The 15,768-nt window shown below is 70.9% G+C and carries 14 protein-coding genes; 11 read left to right on the top strand and 3 right to left on the bottom strand.

Annotated features, from left to right (window positions below; all coding sequences use genetic code 11):
- Positions 1–23: 23 nt before the first annotated feature.
- The 5 genes from SFY69_07695 (at position 24) to SFY69_07675 (ending at position 6,316) form a co-directional block, all read left to right on the top strand.
- Positions 24–1,151: an alpha/beta hydrolase fold domain-containing protein gene (locus SFY69_07695; protein MDX2131917.1), complete on the top strand. Its 1,128-nt coding sequence runs from the start codon at positions 24–26 to the stop codon at positions 1,149–1,151.
- Positions 1,152–1,305: 154 nt separating this feature from the next.
- Positions 1,306–2,820, top strand: coding sequence for a DUF1800 domain-containing protein (locus SFY69_07690; protein ID MDX2131916.1), 1,515 nt, complete (start codon positions 1,306–1,308; stop codon positions 2,818–2,820).
- Between the two features lie 37 nt (positions 2,821–2,857).
- Entirely contained in the window at positions 2,858–4,183 is a 1,326-nt protein-coding gene (locus tag SFY69_07685; GenBank protein MDX2131915.1) for a DUF1501 domain-containing protein, read from the top strand.
- 40 nt (positions 4,184–4,223) lie between these two features.
- Positions 4,224–5,207, top strand: coding sequence for a hypothetical protein (locus SFY69_07680; GenBank protein MDX2131914.1), 984 nt, complete (start codon positions 4,224–4,226; stop codon positions 5,205–5,207).
- A gap of 293 nt (positions 5,208–5,500) precedes the next feature.
- Positions 5,501–6,316, top strand: a complete 816-nt coding sequence (locus SFY69_07675) for a helix-turn-helix domain-containing protein (protein ID MDX2131913.1) — start codon at positions 5,501–5,503, stop codon at positions 6,314–6,316.
- On the opposite strand, the gene SFY69_07670 is transcribed toward SFY69_07675, so the two are convergent.
- The 3 genes from SFY69_07670 to SFY69_07660 all read right to left on the bottom strand — a co-directional run bounded on the left by SFY69_07670 (position 6,285) and on the right by SFY69_07660 (position 8,886).
- Positions 6,285–6,710: a hypothetical protein gene (locus SFY69_07670; protein MDX2131912.1), complete on the bottom strand. Its 426-nt coding sequence runs from the start codon at positions 6,708–6,710 to the stop codon at positions 6,285–6,287. The genes SFY69_07675 and SFY69_07670 overlap by 32 nt on opposite strands.
- Positions 6,707–7,297, bottom strand: coding sequence for a hypothetical protein (locus SFY69_07665; GenBank protein ID MDX2131911.1), 591 nt, complete (start codon positions 7,295–7,297; stop codon positions 6,707–6,709). The genes SFY69_07670 and SFY69_07665 overlap by 4 nt, the downstream gene beginning before the upstream one ends.
- Positions 7,298–7,398: 101 nt before the next feature.
- The gene (locus tag SFY69_07660) at positions 7,399–8,886 is read right to left on the bottom strand and encodes a phosphoglucosamine mutase (protein ID MDX2131910.1); all 1,488 of its coding nucleotides are present in this window, start codon (positions 8,884–8,886) and stop codon (positions 7,399–7,401) included.
- 54 nt (positions 8,887–8,940) lie between these two features.
- Between SFY69_07660 and SFY69_07655 the strand changes: the two genes are divergently transcribed.
- From SFY69_07655 to pstB, 6 genes are all read left to right on the top strand, one after another.
- Positions 8,941–9,321: a 6-carboxytetrahydropterin synthase gene (locus tag SFY69_07655; GenBank protein ID MDX2131909.1), complete on the top strand. Its 381-nt coding sequence runs from the start codon at positions 8,941–8,943 to the stop codon at positions 9,319–9,321.
- 98 nt (positions 9,322–9,419) lie between these two features.
- The gene (ppk1, locus tag SFY69_07650) at positions 9,420–11,615 is read left to right on the top strand and encodes a polyphosphate kinase 1 (GenBank protein MDX2131908.1); all 2,196 of its coding nucleotides are present in this window, start codon (positions 9,420–9,422) and stop codon (positions 11,613–11,615) included.
- A gap of 202 nt (positions 11,616–11,817) precedes the next feature.
- Positions 11,818–12,927, top strand: coding sequence for a PstS family phosphate ABC transporter substrate-binding protein (locus tag SFY69_07645; protein ID MDX2131907.1), 1,110 nt, complete (start codon positions 11,818–11,820; stop codon positions 12,925–12,927).
- Between the two features lie 57 nt (positions 12,928–12,984).
- Complete coding sequence (pstC, locus tag SFY69_07640; protein ID MDX2131906.1) at positions 12,985–13,920, top strand: phosphate ABC transporter permease subunit PstC; 936 nt, start codon at positions 12,985–12,987, stop codon at positions 13,918–13,920.
- 2 nt (positions 13,921–13,922) lie between these two features.
- Positions 13,923–14,840 carry a phosphate ABC transporter permease PstA gene (gene pstA, locus SFY69_07635; protein ID MDX2131905.1) on the top strand — a complete coding sequence of 306 codons (918 nt, stop codon included), beginning with the start codon at positions 13,923–13,925 and terminating at the stop codon, positions 14,838–14,840.
- Positions 14,841–14,944: 104 nt separating this feature from the next.
- Positions 14,945–15,721 carry a phosphate ABC transporter ATP-binding protein PstB gene (gene pstB / locus SFY69_07630; protein ID MDX2131904.1) on the top strand — a complete coding sequence of 259 codons (777 nt, stop codon included), beginning with the start codon at positions 14,945–14,947 and terminating at the stop codon, positions 15,719–15,721.
- The last annotated feature ends 47 nt before the right edge of the window (positions 15,722–15,768 follow it).

Genomic DNA, 15,768 nt, shown 5'->3' with positions numbered 1-15,768 from the left:
GGGCTGAACGGGGAGTGCGGGCGATGGTTCGCCGGATGCCGGCGGCGGGCGTGTGGGTGGGGCTGGCCGCGTGCTGCCACGCGCAGCCGACGTTCAACGACGTGGTGATCGGCGCGGTGCCGCGGGACGACGGCGGCACGGTCACGCTCATGATCGACGTGTACACGCCGGCGGGCGCGCCCGGGCCGACGCCGGTGGTGCTGTGGGTGCACGGCGGTGGCTGGCAGGGCGGGACGTACAACCAGGTGCCGACGTTTGTGCTCGAACTGCTCGGGGAGGGTGTCGCGGTGGCGAGCGCCCGGTACCGGCTGAGCGGGGAGGCGATTTTCCCGGCGCAGATCCACGACGTGAAGGGGGCCGTGCGGTTCCTGCGCGCCCGCGCGGGGCAGTTCAACATCGATCCGGCGCGGATCGCGTGCTGGGGGTCATCGGCCGGGGGTCACCTGGTGTCGCTGCTGGGCACGAGCGCGGGGGTGGCGGCGGCGGAAGGGACCAGCGGGGGAAACGCCTCGCATTCCAGCGGCGTGATGGCGGTGGTGGACTACTACGGGCCATCGGACCTCATCAACATGCAGCTCGACGTCCGCACGCCGCCCGGCTCGGCGATCAACCACGATGCGCCCACATCGGCGGAGTCGAGGTTGCTGGGGTTCGACGGTGCGGGCGAGGGGATCGGGGTGCTGCGTGCCAACCTGACGAACCCGAACCCGCCGTTCCCGGCGCTGGTGGCGCTCGCGACGCTCTGCAACCCGATCACGCACGTGACGCCCGACGATCCGGCGTTCCTGGTCGTGCACGGCACGGCGGACACGACGGTGCCGATCGGGCAGAGCGAGCGCATGGCGGGCGCGCTGAGCGCGGCGGGGGTGGCGCACGAGTTCATCCAAGTGGCGGGGGCGGGGCACGGCGGATTCTCGTTGAGCGTGCACGAGTCGGCGCGCGCGTTCCTGATCGCGCAGTTCACGCGCTGCGACGCGGACTACACGGGCGACGGCAACGTCGACCAGGACGACGTCGCGTGCATCGCGCAGGCGGTGGCGGGCGATACGTCGTGCACGGCGCGTGACCCGGACTTTTCACGGGACGGCAACGTGGACCAGAACGACATCGAGGCGATCGCGCAGGTTGTCGCGGGCGGCGCGTGCCCCTAGTGCTCGCGGTTTCGCGGGTTGTGTCGCATTCGGTCGATGGAACGTGAGATCGGCATTGGCGCCGGATGAGAAATGGGTATCGTGAAATAGGTGACGGACCCGGGCGTTGAACCGCTGGCTGTCCGAAAACAACCGCACGACAAGCGAGGCATCCATGAGCCAGACCGTGGAGCGAGAGCCGGGTCGAATGCAGGCGGCGCGTCGGGAAGTGGGCCTGTCGCGGCGCGGGTTGCTGGCGAGCGCCGGCATGCTCGCGGCGCTCGCCGCGGGGATGCGGACGGCGAAGGCGGCCCCGCCGCCCGCGTCGGCGGATGTCGATCCCTCGAGCCTGCTCAACCGGCTCGTGCGCCGGCTGACGTACGGCGAATCGCCCGAGGAGATCGCGCTCGCACGGACGCTCGGCTACCAGGGGTACCTGGAATACCACCTGAACGCCGGCGCGATCGACGACAGCGCGATGAACACGCGCCTGGCGGCGTACGCGACGCTGCCGATGACGTACCAGCAGATGCTCGGCGTGGCCGACACGCAGGTCGCCAACGAGTGCATCGAGGCGGCGATCATCCGGGCGGCGTACTCGAAGCGCCAGTTCTTCGAGCGCATGGTCGAGTTCTGGACCGACCACTTCAACATCGAGATGAACGGGGGGCGCCTCCGCCGGCTGAAGTCGATCGACGACCGCGACGTCATCCGCCCGCACGCGCTGGGCAACTTCGCCGACATGCTGGCGGCGAGCGCCCGCAGCCCGGCGATGCTCGACTACCTGGACAACAACATCAGCACCGCCGGCAACCCGAACGAGAACTACGCCCGCGAGATCATGGAACTGCACACCATGGGCGCGGACGGCGGGTACACCCAGCAGGACGTGGCCGAGGTGGCGCGCTGCTTCACCGGGTGGCAGTTCTACAACGACAACAGCGGGGCGCTCTCGGGCACCTTCCGCTACAACCAGGGGCAGCACGACACCGGGCAGAAGGTGGTGCTGGGGCAGGTCATCCCGGCGCGCCCCGCGGCGAACGGCATGCAGGACGGGATCGACGTCATGGCGATCCTGCTGGCCCACCCGAGCACCGCGCGCTACGTCTCCTCGAAGCTCTGCCGCTGGCTGCTGGGCGACGCCGTGCCCGCGGGCGTGGTCGACCAGGTCGCCGCGGCGTTCACGTCGACCGGCGGGGACATCAAGTCGATGATCCGGGCGGCCCTGGCGCCCAACAACCTGGCGATGGCGGCGCCCAAGTACAAGCGTCCGTGGCATCACTTCATCTCGTGCCTGCGCGGGGCGCCGTCGGCGATCACCAGCACGACGACGTTCCGCACGCGCCTTTCGGCGGCGGGGATGCCCCGCTTCGGCTGGCCGACGCCGGACGGCTACCCCGACGCCACGGACTACTGGGTGGGGCTGATCATCCCGCGCTGGAACTTCGGCGCGGACCTCATGAACAGCGGGATCTCGGGTCTCTCGATCGACGCGGGCGCGTTCTTCGCGGGCCTGTCGACGGCTGACCAGATGGTCGAGAAGATCAACCAGTCGTTCTACGCGGGCGAGATGCCCGCGGTGGAGCGCGACCGGATCCGCAACTACATGCTGCCGAATGTTCCGACGCTGACGCGCCAGCGCGAGGCGCTGGGGCTGGCCATGTCGTCCCCGTTCTTCCAGTGGTTCTAGTCCTGACCCGCCGAGCGACCGAGCCGGAGAACACCCGATGAGCACCCAGCCCCCGCCCGCGCCCCAAGCCGACGCCCCGTCCGGAGGTCCGAGCGGCTGCCCGGAATATCTCGCCCTGTCACGCCGCCGGTTCATCGCCGCGAGCGGGGTCACCGCCCTGGCCGCCGCCACGCCGGCGTGGCTGCCGCGCGTCGCGGTGGCGCGAGAGTACCGCTCGTCGATGCGCGACGTGATCGTGTCGATCTATCTGCGCGGCGCGAACGACGGGCTCAACATGGTGGTGCCGCACGCCGACCCGGCGTATTACACCGCCCGCCCCAATCTCGCGGTGCCCGCGCCCTCGAGCGGGCAGGCGAACCGCGCGACCGACCTGGACGGGTTCTTCGGCCTGCCGCCGGCGATGACCGCGCTCATCCCGGCGTACCAGTCCGGGCAACTGCTGTTCGTGCACGCCACGGGCTCGCACGATCCGTCGCGCTCGCACTTCGACGCGCAGCGCTTCATGGAGGTGGGCAAGCCCGCGGACCCGACGCTCGCCACGGGCTGGCTGGGTCGCCACCTGGCGAACATCGACCCGATGATGCCCGGCGCACTGCTGCGGGGCGTGGGCATCAGCACGGGGCTCATGCGCACGCTGGTGGGCGCGCCGCAGACGCTGCCGATCCCGAACCTCGACACGTTCGACCTGGGCGGGGCGTCGGGCACGCGCCCGGCGCGTCGGGGCGCGATCGAGGACATGTACGAGGACCAGCCCGACCCGATCCACGCCGCCGCGATCACGACGCTGCAGACCATCGACCTGCTGAACACGATCAACTTCGCGGGGTACGTGCCCACGGGCGGGGCGGTGTACCCCACCGGCACGTTCGGGACGTCGCTGAAGTCGACCGCCGCGCTGCTCAAGGCGCAGGTGGGCGTCGAGGCGGTCGCCATCGACCTGGGCGGGTGGGACACGCACGCCAACCAGGGCACGCTCACGGGCACGATGGCGAACCTGATGGCGCAGGTCGCGCAGGGGCTGGCGGCCTTCCACGCCGACCTCAACAGCGGGGCCGTCCAGCCGAGCCACATCGTGGTGTGCATGAGCGAGTTCGGGCGGCGCGTGCAGGAGAACGGGAGCCTGGGCACCGACCACGGGCACGGCAACTGCGCGATCGTCATGGGCAACGCGGTCAACGGCGGGCGCGTGCTCGCCCAGTGGCCCGGCCTGGCGCCCGACCAGCGCTACGAGGGCCTGGACCTGAACGTCACCATCGATTACCGCGACCTGCTGGCCGAGATCCTCTCGCAGCGCCTGGGCGCCACCGATCTCGGCACCATCTTCCCGAGCTTTGTCCCCACCGACCGCGGCGTGCTGCTCTGATCGCCCCCATGATTCGCCGACCCTGATGCGGAGTCCGACCGTGCGAACCACCCTCCTGCTCGTTGCCGCGTCCCTCCCCGTTGCGCTGGGCGCCCTCGCCCGCGCCGAGCCCCTGCTGAGCAACGGGAGCGCGAACCCCGCGTCGCCCGCGCTGGGCGCCGCCTCGGCCACGCAGTCCGGCGTGCCCGCCCCGACGGCGTCGTTCTGGAGCGAAGCGCCCATCGCGGGGCTGCACGCCGACGCGGTCGGCGGGTTTGCCTCGCACGCCATCGGCGCGGACGGCGCGTTCCGCTTCGCCGACGACTTCAGCGTGCCCGCGGGGGGCTGGACGCTGCAGGGCGTCACGGTGTACGCGTACCAGCCCGGGGCCGCCGGGCCGATGTCGCCCTTCGTCGGCCTCACGCTGCGGATCTGGTCCGGGCGTCCGGGTGATGCGGGTGCGGCGGTGGTCTTCGGCGACGATGTCACGAACCGCATGGGCTCGTCGCAGCCGACGAGCATCTACCGCGTCTTCAGCACGACCGCGCAGCCCCTGCCGCAGGCCCCCGACACGACGCGTCTCGTGTGGGCCACCACGGCGTCGCTGCCCTCGGTGTATCTGTCGGAGGGGCAGTACTGGCTCGACTGGCAGTACGTGTGCCTGGATCCCAACACGCCGGCGTACTCGCCCGCGGTGACGGTGCCCGGCGTGCGGTCCGTGGGCAACGCGGTGCAACTGCGCCAGGAGGCGGGGCGCGCACACGCCGGGTGGTACGCGGTCGTCGACGCGGGCAAGCCCGCCGAGGCGGCCGATCTAGGCAAGGACCTGCCGTTCCTGCTCGACGGCGTTCCCGGGGTGGCGTGCGAGCCGGACTTCAACCAGGACGGGAATGTGGACCAGGACGACGTCGGCTGCCTTGCGCAGGTCGTGGCGGGCGATCCGTCGTGCTCGGCGCAGGACCCGGACTTCAACCGCGACGGCAACGTCGACCAGGACGACCTGAGCGCCCTGGCGCAGGTGATCGCCGGCGCGCCCTGCCCGTAGGCGTGAGCGTGCGGGCCGCGGCAAAGGTCGCTCGAGGCGAGAGGGGCGCCGCGAGCGACGTTGGGGTGTGTACCCGCCGGAGCGGGCACGAGGTCTACCGAGGGTGCGACGCGCGGGTTGCGGCAACGTGCGCGGAGCGCGGGCCGACGGGACGCGATCCCGAAGAAAGTCCGTACGGGGCGGAACCCGCGAGCACGCAGAATCGGATTTGATGCTATGCTGGGGGCCTTTGCGCTCCCGGGCTGTGAACGTGGCACGGGGGCGCTGCTCAGACGCGTAACGTGGAGTTCGCCATGGACAAGATGTTCTATTCGCTCGAAGAAGCCGCCCAGAAGCTCGGCAAGTCCGTGGAGGACGTGCGTCAGATGGCCGCGCGCGGGCAGTTGCAGGAGTTCCGCGATCGCGACAAGCTGATGTTCAAGCGCGAGCAGGTGGACCTGCTGGCGGGAGGCGACGACGACGGGATGATCCCGCTGGCGGCCGACAGCGGCGAGCTCAAGCTCTCGTCCAGCGGCACCGGGATGACGCTCGACCAGCCCAAGGGCGGGCGCAAGGACAGCGACGGCAGCGCGATCGGGATCTTCGAGGCCGACGCGACCGACGACGCCGATGCCAACGCCGTCACGCGGGTGAGCACGAGCCCCACGGCCGGGTTCGACGATCCCGGGCGCAGCGGGTCGGGCTCGGGCGGGCTGCTCGATCTCAAGAAGGAAGCCGATGACACGTCGCTCGGCCAAGGCCTGATGGACGACGTCTACGGCTCGGACACCGTGGCGCAGCAGACCACGGCGGACATCCCCGGCGCCAGCGACGGCGGCGGCGCACTCTTCGAATCGCCCGGCGCGTCCGAGACCGAGGTCGCTGCTCCCGTGATGGTCGCGGCCGAGCCCTACGACGGGACGTGGTCGGGCATCGCGGGCGGGCTGGCCGTGGGCATGGTCGTGGCGCTCATGCTCGGCATGGCGACGCTGATCCTGGGCTTCACGAGCGCGGCCGGCGGCGGGACGCTGCAGACGATCGGCGAGAACTTCTTCATTCTGGTCGGCGTCGCCGCGGGCGTCACTGTCATCGGCGCGGTCATCGGGATGGTGCTGGGCAAGCGTTCGTAGCCCGGGCCTCGGGCGTGCGCAGGCGTGCGATCTCGGCCCTTCCGCCGGGCACGCCCAGGCCTCGCAGCATCGTCGTGCGGGCGTACAGCACGCGCCCGTCGCTCGCGTCGAAGCTCGCCACCAGCGAGCCGTCATCGGTGTGCGCGTGCACCTGGTCGAATCCGTCCCGCGTGATGCGCACCGGCGCGTCGTGCAGCACGCTGGACCCCGCGGGCCCGACAACGCGGCACGTGGCGCGCGCCGAAGGTTCGGACAGGGGCACGTCCCACACGACCTCGCACGCGACGCCGCCGGGGCACCACGGGCCCGCGCCCACCTGCCACGCGACGCACGCGTGCCGCGGGGGCGCGGCCTCTGGGTGTGCCGGGCCGCACTCGGTGCGGGTGCGCGTCACGCGACGTCCTCCCGGCCCTCCTGCGGACGCGTCGCGGACAGCAACACCGCGGCGGCCTGGAGCCCGCGTCCCGCCGGGCTCACGAACGTCTGGGCCAGCCCTTCCAGGATCTTGAAGAACTCCACCATGGAATCGAGCCGCGCGTTGTGCGCCTCGAGCAGCGCCCGGTCGGCCTCGGACAGCGCCTCGCCCTTGGCCCGGCGCCGCTCGCCGGGCGACATGTCGCGGATCTCGTGCAGGCTCGCGAGCAGCGGGTCCACCTCGCGCGTGAGCCGCCCGCGGACGATCGCGCGGAAGAGCGCCCAGACGTCCTGCTCGCCCCGGAAGTACTCCTTGCGGTCGCCCCGGCGGTGCGTGCGCTCGACGATGCCCCAGTCGAGCAGCGCCCGCAGCGACATGCTCGCGTTGCCGCGCGAGATCTGCAGGCGGTCCATCACCTCGTCGGTGTTCATCGCCTCGCCGGTGATGTACAGCAGCGCGTGCACCTCGGCCATCGTGCGGGAGACGCCCCACGCGCCGGCCATCTGGCCCCAGACCGCGATGAACCGGTCCTGAGCGGCGGCGAGTTGCTCGCGCGTGTCGGGCATACCTCCAGTATCCCGGCGAGCGGGCGCCGGTTCAACGTGCTTTCAGAATATTCTGAAAGAATCCGCTGGTGAGCCGGCAGAGCTTAGCATGCCAAGTGTTTTCATTGGTTCAGCACGCGCCCGGCCTCGTCCAGAATCGAGCGGGCCGCCGCGGGCGTGGGGGCCTCGGCGATGAGCCGCAGGATCGGCTCGGTGTTGCTCGCCCGCACGTGGAGCCAGGCCCGTCCGGCGAGGGGCCCGTGCGTGAAATCGACCCACACGCCGTCGCGGGTGTCGAGGCGCTGGGCGCGGAAGGCGTTGGCGACGCGCTCGAGGCCCGGGGCGGCGTCCTCGCGTCGCGGGAGATCGACCTTGCGCTTCTCGATCGCGTACGCGGGGATCGACGCCACGAGGTCGGAGACGCGCCGGCGATCGGGGCCGTCGCGAAGCAGCGCGAGGATCATCGCCATCGAGGAGAGCGAATCGCGGACGTAGGTGACGCGGGGCCAGATGAGCCCGCCGTTGCCCTCGCCCCCGGCGAGCACGGGGGTTCCCGCGGCGGCGAGGCGCTTCATCGTCTCGACGACGTGGGCCTCGCCCACGGGCGTTCGTTCGACGCGCGCCCCGAACCGGGCGGCGACATCGTCGAGCATGCGCGAGGTGCTGAGGTTCGTGACGAGCACGCAGCCCTGCGTGGGCTCGGCCCGCCGGCGCCGGGCCTCCAGAAGCGCGAGCGCGCCCAGCGCGAGCGTGTACTCCTCGCCGATGTAGCGTCCGCGCTCGTCGATGATGGCGAGCCGATCCGCGTCGGGGTCTTGCGCGAAGCCCACGTCGCTCGCGCTCTCGCGCACGGCGTCGCACAGCCCGCCGGGCAGGCCCAGGTTCTCGCTCGTCGGCTCGGGCGGGTGGCGGAAGATCCCGTCGCCCTCGGCGCCCAGGTGCAGGATCTCCTCGCACCCGACGGCCTCGAGGAACGCGCGGGCCGCCTCGGCCCCCGACGCGTTCACCGAATCCAGCGCGACCTTCAGCCCCTCGCCCAGCGTGCTGGGGTCTTCGGCGAGCCCGGCGGCCTCGAGCGCTTCGGCCAGGCGCTCGACGTGCTCGTCGTGCGCGCCCGCGAGTGGCTCGATGGTGCCGATGGCGTCCCATGAGGCCGTCCCGGGCTGGGCACGCTCGAAGCGGTCGATGATGAGACGGGCGAGGTCTGCGGGCGGGGCGCAGGCGGCGGAGCCGAACTCGCCCCCGTCGGCGAGGAGGCACTTGAGCCCGCACCAATCCTGCGGGTTGTGGCTGGCGGTGACGACCATCCCAGCCGCGGGCGGGCGGGCGCGGGCGAAGACGTCGGTCTCGACCGCGACGGTGGGGGTGGCGGCGACGCCGAGGTCGATGACGCGACAGCCGGCGCCGGCCAGCCCGGCGCAGGCGGCGGCGGCGATGACCTCGCTCCCGCGCCGCCCGTCGCGTCCGAGCACGACGGTGACGGGCCGCCCGGCGGATCGCTCGACGAGGAAGGCCCCGAAGCACCCGGCGAAGCGGGCGGCGACCTCGGGCGTGAGCGTCCGCCCGATGACCCCGCGACACCCCGACACCGACAGCATCAGTCTGCTCATGCGAGGGCAAGCGTAGCGACAACGGCGGGCCGGCCTTTCCGCTACGCTGGGTTCATGTTCGAGATCTCGGTCGAGCACGTCTTCTCCGCCGCCCACGCGCTCGCCATCGCCGGCACGCGCGAGCCCGTGCACGGGCACAACTGGCACGTGACGGCGATCATCGTCGGCGACGCGCTGGACAGCGACGAACTGGTGTGCGACTTTCACACGGTGCACGCGGCGCTCGAGGACATCACCGGCGCGTTCCACAACCGATCGCTCAACGACGTGGCGCCGTTCACGACGATCAACCCGAGCGCGGAGCGTGTGGCGCGTCACATCGCCGATGAACTGGCGTCGCGCCTCGACGCATCGCTGGCGCCGCACGCGCGGGTGCGGTCGGTGCGCGTGACCGAGGCGCCCGGGTGCGGGGCGACGTACATCCGCCCGCGGTAGGTGTACGGATTTTGGAAGGGATCTCCATGGAACCCGCGCACGAGGGCACGACGCCCCCAACGATCCGCGTGCGTCCCGGCGGACCCGCGGACGTTCCGATGCCCCAGACAGCGCGCAAGAACGTGAGCAGGATCCCCGGAGCGCCGTTCATCGGCGATGAGCAGGCGCGGTTCTTCAACCGCGATCTGTCGTGGCTGGAGTTCAACCGGAGGGTGCTGGCGCAGGCGGGGGATGAGACGCTCCCGCTGCTGGAGCGGCTGCGGTTCCTGAGCATCTTCACGAGCAACCTGGACGAGTTCTTCATGAAGCGCGTGGGGCTGCTGAAGCGCCAGGTGCACGCGGGGGTGAGCGCTCCCGGGCCGGACGGGCTGACGCCCCGCCAGCAGCTGAACGGGTGCCGCGAGTTCGTGACCGCGCTGCAGGGGGAGCACGACGCGCGGTACAGGGAACTGGTCCCGCTGCTGGAGCGCGCGGGGATCGTGATGCTGCGGTACACGGAGCTTTCGGCGAAGGAGCGCCGGTGGTCGGAGGACTGGTACCGGGCGAACGTCTTCCCGGCGCTGACGCCCCTGGCGGTGAACCCGACGCACCGGTTCCCGTTCATCTCGAACCTGTCGGAGAACCTGGCGGTGCTGGCGACGCCGCCCGAGCCCGCGCCGGCGCAGACGCTGCCCGGGGCGGGGCCGGAGGCGAGCTTTGCGCGCCTGAAGTTCCCGCAGACGATCCGGCACCTGGTGCGCCTGCCGTCGGGCGAGCGGGAAGCCGGGGCGCGGTACGCGCTGCTGCAGGACATCATCCGGCACAACCTTGACGATCTGTTCCCCGGGCTGCGGGTCGAGGAGCACGTGCTGTTCCGCGTGACGCGCTCGGCGGGCATCCAGCGCGACGATCTCGACACGGCGAACCTGCTGCAGTCCATCGAGGCCGACCTGAAGCAGCGCCGCTTTGCGCGGGTGGTGCGCCTGGAGATCGAGGAGAGCGCGGGCGAGGAGCTGCGCCGGCGCCTGGTGGACAAGCTGAACATCGATTCGCAGGACGTGTATGAGCGTCCGGCGCTGTCGAGCGCGCAGCTCGTCGCGGAGCTGGCCGACCTGGAGCGCCCGGACCTGCGCCACAAGCCCTGGAAGGGCGTGACGCCGCCCCGACTCGCGACGGCGATGGCGGCGTCGGGCGAGAAGTCGTCGGCGGCGTTCTTTGCGGCAATCCGCAAGCAGGACATCCTCGTCCACCACCCGTACGAGAGCTTCCGGATGAGCGTCGAGCGGTTCATCGCGGCGGCCGCGGCGGACCCGGACGTGCTCACCATCAAGCAGACCCTCTACCGCACCTCGCCGGACTCGCCGTTCATCGAGAACCTCGTGAGAGCGGCCGAGAGCGGGAAGCAGGTCGCGTGCCTCGTCGAACTGCGGGCGCGCTTCGACGAGGGGCGCAACGTGCGGTTCGCGCGCCAGCTCGAGAAGGCCGGCGTGCACGTGGCGTACGGGGTCGCCGGGCTCAAGACCCACTGCAAGACGAGCCTGGTGGTGCGGCGCGAGCGTCACGGGCTGCGCTGCTACGCGCACCTGGGCACGGGCAACTACCATCCGCGCACCGCGCAGCTCTACACCGACTGCGGGCTGTTCACGTGCGATCCGGAGATCACGGCGGACCTCGTGAACCTGTTCAACTTCCTCACGGGCATGGCCGCGGCGCCGTCGTACCCCAACCTGCTCGTCGCGCCCTTCACCATGCGCACGCGGTTCAACCAGATGATCGAGCGCGAGATGGAGTTTGCGCGGCGTGGTCGCCCGGCGCGGATCCTGGTGAAGGTCAACGCGCTCGAGGACCGGGACATCACCGAGCGGCTGTACGCGGCGAGCGCGGCGGGCGTGCAGATCACGATCGTCTGCCGCGGGTTCTGCTGCCTGCGTCCGGGGGTGCCGGGGATGTCGGAGAACATTCGCGTGCTGTCGGTGGTGGGGCGGTTCCTCGAGCACTCGCGGATCTTCCACTTCGCGTCCGGGCAGGAAGACCCGCTGGACGGGGACTGGTACTTCGGGAGCGCGGACTGGATGTACCGGAATCTGTCGAACCGGGTGGAGGTCGCGGTGCCGGTGCGCGATCGCGAGGCGCGGGAGCGCCTGCTGCGGATCATGCAGGTGCACCTGGCGGACCACCGGAACGCCTGGGACCTGACCGGGGAGGGGCACAGCGTGCGGCGCGCGCCGCCGCGCGACGCGTCGCCGGACAGCGTGGAACTGCTCGGCACGTTCGAGACGCTGATGCGGGAGGCGGGCGGGCAGCCGACGGCGTGAACGGGGCCCGAGGCGGGAAGATCCGCGAGAGTTCGTCCGAACACAACACGAACTCAATGCGAAGATTGGTCATGGGTTCCATCGGCTGGGGCGCACGAGACTTAGGGTGAGGGGGATTCTCGGACGCCCGTGCCGGAGCCGCACGGACGTCGGGTCGGGACGGTGTGCTGGGGCGGGGCTTCGAACAATGGGAGACGCAGGCATGACTCGCGTGCTCGGATGGGCGGCGGTGGTGGCGGCGGCGTGTGTGGGCTGGATGTCGGGGTGCGGGGAGTCGCCGCAGGGCGGGGAGAAAGCGCCCGCTGGCGCGACGGCGCCGGCGACCGGCGAGGCGCCCAAGGGGGCCCCGGGCTCGGACGCGCCCACGGGCGAGGCCACGTCGAACGTGGTGAAGACGGACGGCTCGAGCACGGTGTTCCTGATCTCGCAGGCGGTGGCGGAGGAGTTCCAGATCGCGAACAAGGGGCTGCGCGCGACGGTGGGGAACTCCGGGACCGGGGGCGGGTTCAAGAAGTTCGCGCGGGGTGAGATCGACGTGGCGAATGCGTCGCGCCCGATCTCGAAGACCGAGATCGAGGACTGCGCGAAGGCGGGGGTGGAGTTCATCGAGCTGCCGGTGGCGTACGACGCGCTGACGGTGGTCGTGAACAAGGAGAACACGTGGGCCCGCTCCATGACGGTGGCGGAGCTCAAGAAGGTCTGGGAGCCGGAGGCCAAGGGCGTCATCACGAGGTGGAACCAGGTGCGTCCGGAGTGGCCCGACGCCCCGATCGACCTGTTCGGCCCGGGCGCCGACTCGGGCACGTTCGACTACTTCACCGAGGCGATCGTCGGGAAGGCGAAGGCCTCGCGCCCGGACTACACGCCCTCGGAAGACGACAACACGCTCGTGACGGGCGTGGAGCGCAGCAAGAACGCGCTGGGCTACTTCGGCATGGCCTACTACCTGGCGCACCAGGAGCGACTGACGCCGGTGGCGATCGCCTGGGACAAGAACACGGCGACGAAGGACCCGGTGACGCCCAGCCCCGCGACGGTGCTGAACGGCACGTACGCGCCGCTCTCGCGCCCGCTCTTCATCTACGTGAACAAGAAGAGCGCGGACACCCGCGCCGAGGTGCGCCAGTTCGTCGAGTTCTACCTGGCCAACGCGGGGAAGCTCGCGACGGAGGTTCGCTACGTGCCCCTGCCGGACGCGGCGTACCAGCTCGCGGCGTCGCGGTTCGCGCAGCGCAAAGCCGGATCGGTCTTCGCGGGCGAATCGCCGGTGGGCATCAAGATCGAGGACGTGCTGGCGCGCGAGGCCGAGTGAGTCGCGGGCGGGAAGCGCCCAACGCGGAACGGGTTCATTCCCCGAGAGTGGAGCACGATGTCGGCAGCGGTAGCACGACCGGTCGATCCTCTGCCCCTGCCGGCCACGGTGGGCGCGCGCCCCGTGGAGCGTCTGCTGGAGGTCGGGCTGCTGCTGGCGGCGGTGTTCTCGATCTTCGTGACGGCGGGCATCGTGTACGTGCTCGTGTACGACTCGATCCTGTTCTTCCGCCAGCCGCAGGTGACGGTGCGCGAGTTCCTGACGGGGCGCGAGTGGACCCCGCTGTTCGAGCCCCAGCAGTTCGGGATCATGCCCCTGGTGAGCGGGACGCTGGTGACCACGGCCGTGGCGCTGGTGGTGGCGATGCCCGTGGGGACGATCATCGCGATCTGGCTGTCGGAGTTCGCGCCCCACCGCGTGCGCGAATCGGTGAAGCCGGTGCTGGAACTGCTGAGCGCGGTGCCGACGGTGGTGTACGGGTACTTCGCGATCAGTTTCGTGGGCCCGGGGCTGCAGTCGATCTTCCCCGGGCTGCCGGCGTTCAACATGCTGATCGCCGGGCTGGTGATGGGCGTCATGATCGTGCCGTACGTGTCGTCGCTGAGCGAGGACGCGATGCGCGCGGTGCCGATGATCCTGCGCGAGGGCTCGTACGCGATGGGCGCCAACCGGCTGACGACCGCGCTGCGGGTGGTGTTCCCGGCGGCGATCTCGGGGATCGCGGCGGCGTACACGCTCGCGATGTCGCGCGCGGTGGGTGAGACGATGATCGTCGCGATCGCCGCGGGCGGGAAGCCGAACCTCACGATCGATCCGACCGAGGCGGCGGCGACGATCACCGCGTACATCGTGCAGGTCTCGCAGGGCGACCTGCCGCACCGGAGCGTGGGGTACGAGTCGATCTTCGCCGCGGGGCTGACGCTGTTCGTCATGACGCTGGGCTTCAACCTGCTGGGCGCGTTCCTGCGTCGGCGGTTCCGCCAGGTCTACTAGCCATGGACGATCTGCACACCATCATCCGGCGCGGGCAGTTGTGGGACCGGGCGTTCCGCTGGACGGGCGCGGGGCTCACGGTGCTCTGCCTGGGCGTGCTGGCGCTGCTCCTGGGCGACCTGGTGTACGAGGGCGCGCGCCGCCTCGACTGGTCGTTCATCACCAACTATCCCTCGTACCGCCCCGAACGCGCGGGCATCCTCTCGCCCCTCGTGGGCTCGCTGCTCGTCATGATCGTGACGGGGCTGACGGCGGTGCCCCTGGGGATCGCGGCGGGGGTGTACCTCGAGGAGTACGCGCGCAAGAACTGGTTCACGACGATCATCGAGATCAACATCTCGAACCTGGCGGGCGTGCCGTCGATCATCTACGGGCTCATGGCGCTGGGCCTGCTCGTGTACCAGTTCCGCCTGGGCACGTCGATCCTGACCGGCGGGCTGACGCTGGCGATGCTCATTCTGCCGATCGTGATCGTCGCGACGCGCGAGGCGCTCCGCGCGATCCCGCAGTACATCCGCGAGGCGGCGTACGCGCTGGGGGCCACGCGCTGGCAGGTCGTGTCGAACCATCTGCTGCCCTACTCCATGGGCGGGATCGCGACGGGCGTGATCATCGCGCTGTCGCGGGCCATCGGCGAGACGGCCCCGCTGGTGACGATCGGGGCGCTCACGTACATCGCGTTCCTGCCGCCGGCGCCCTTCAGCGTGACGCGCGAGGGCGCCAGCGTGGGGCCGACGGAGTGGCTGATGTCGCCCTTCACGGTGCTGCCGATCCAGATGTTCAACTGGGTGAGCCGCGCCGGGACGGACTTTGCGGCCCACGCGGCGGCGACGGGCATCGTGCTCATGGCCATCACGCTCACGATGAACGCCGTGGCGATCGCGGTGCGATACCGTGTGCGCCGGAGGATCAAGTGGTGACAGACGCTCCCCCGAAGCCCGCCCCCGGCAAGGCGCCCGGCGCGTCCGAGACGCCCCGCCCGTCGCCGGGGGTCCCCCGCCCGCCGACGCCCGACAGCGCGCCCATCAAGGCCGAGGTCAAGGACTTCTCGTTCTACTACGGCGCGTTCCAGGCGGTGAAGCACGTGAACGGGGTGTTCCGCGAGAAGGCGGTGACGGCCCTGATCGGCCCCTCGGGGTGCGGCAAGACCACGCTGCTGCGCTGCTTCAACCGCATGCACGACCTGTACCCGCACAACCGCTACGCGGGGCAGATCCTGCTGCACACGCGGGGCGACGGGGGCGCGACGCGCACGCTGGACATCGCCGACCACCGCACGAACCCCGTCGAGATGCGCATGCGCATCTCCATGGTCTTCCAGAAGCCCAACCCGTTCCCCAAGTCGATCTTCGAGAACGTCGCGTACGGGCTGCGCCTGCGGGGCGTGCGGGGCCGGGGCACGCTGGGCGACCGGGTGGAGCAGGCCCTGCGCGGGGCGGCCCTGTGGGACGAGGTCAAGGACCGGCTCAAGGACAACGCCTACTCGCTCTCGGGCGGGCAGCAGCAGCGCCTGTGCATCGCCCGCGCCCTGGCCGTCGAGCCCGAGATCGTGCTCTTCGACGAGCCCACCAGCGCGCTCGACCCCATCGCCACCAGCAAGATCGAGGAACTCATCGACGACCTGCGCACGCGCGTGACGATCCTGATCGTGACGCACAACATGCAGCAGGCGGCCCGCGTGAGCGACTACACCGCGTTCATGTACCTGGGCGAGATCGTCGAGTTCGCCCGCACGCCCACCATCTTCCAGAACCCCGCCAAGCCGCTCACCGAGCAGTACATCTCCGGACGCTTCGGCTAAGCACGGCGCGGGCCCGCCGGAACGGGAGCAGGGACAAAACGCGAACA

It is taken from the genome of Planctomycetota bacterium (assembly GCA_033763975.1).
Taxonomy (GTDB): Bacteria; Planctomycetota; Phycisphaerae; order Phycisphaerales; family UBA1924; genus RI-211.
Note: the sequence above shows the minus strand (reverse complement) of the source record. Positions and strands in the feature narration are given on the sequence as shown.

Bases quoted from the DNA above. Each gene is read 5' to 3' on its own strand.
- SFY69_07645 (MDX2131907.1), top strand. From the start codon at position 11,818: ATGACTCGCGTGCTCGGATGGGCGGCGGTGGTGGCGGCGGCGTGTGTG.
- ppk1 (MDX2131908.1), top strand. From the start codon at position 9,420: ATGCCCCAGACAGCGCGCAAGAACGTGAGCAGGATCCCCGGAGCGCCG.
- pstC (MDX2131906.1), top strand. From the start codon at position 12,985: ATGTCGGCAGCGGTAGCACGACCGGTCGATCCTCTGCCCCTGCCGGCC.
- SFY69_07655 (MDX2131909.1), top strand. From the start codon at position 8,941: ATGTTCGAGATCTCGGTCGAGCACGTCTTCTCCGCCGCCCACGCGCTC.
- SFY69_07695 (MDX2131917.1), top strand. From the start codon at position 24: ATGGTTCGCCGGATGCCGGCGGCGGGCGTGTGGGTGGGGCTGGCCGCG.
- SFY69_07665 (MDX2131911.1), bottom strand. From the start codon at position 7,297: ATGCCCGACACGCGCGAGCAACTCGCCGCCGCTCAGGACCGGTTCATC.
- SFY69_07660 (MDX2131910.1), bottom strand. From the start codon at position 8,886: ATGAGCAGACTGATGCTGTCGGTGTCGGGGTGTCGCGGGGTCATCGGG.
- SFY69_07675 (MDX2131913.1), top strand. From the start codon at position 5,501: ATGGACAAGATGTTCTATTCGCTCGAAGAAGCCGCCCAGAAGCTCGGC.
- SFY69_07690 (MDX2131916.1), top strand. From the start codon at position 1,306: ATGAGCCAGACCGTGGAGCGAGAGCCGGGTCGAATGCAGGCGGCGCGT.
- SFY69_07685 (MDX2131915.1), top strand. From the start codon at position 2,858: ATGAGCACCCAGCCCCCGCCCGCGCCCCAAGCCGACGCCCCGTCCGGA.
- pstA (MDX2131905.1), top strand. From the start codon at position 13,923: ATGGACGATCTGCACACCATCATCCGGCGCGGGCAGTTGTGGGACCGG.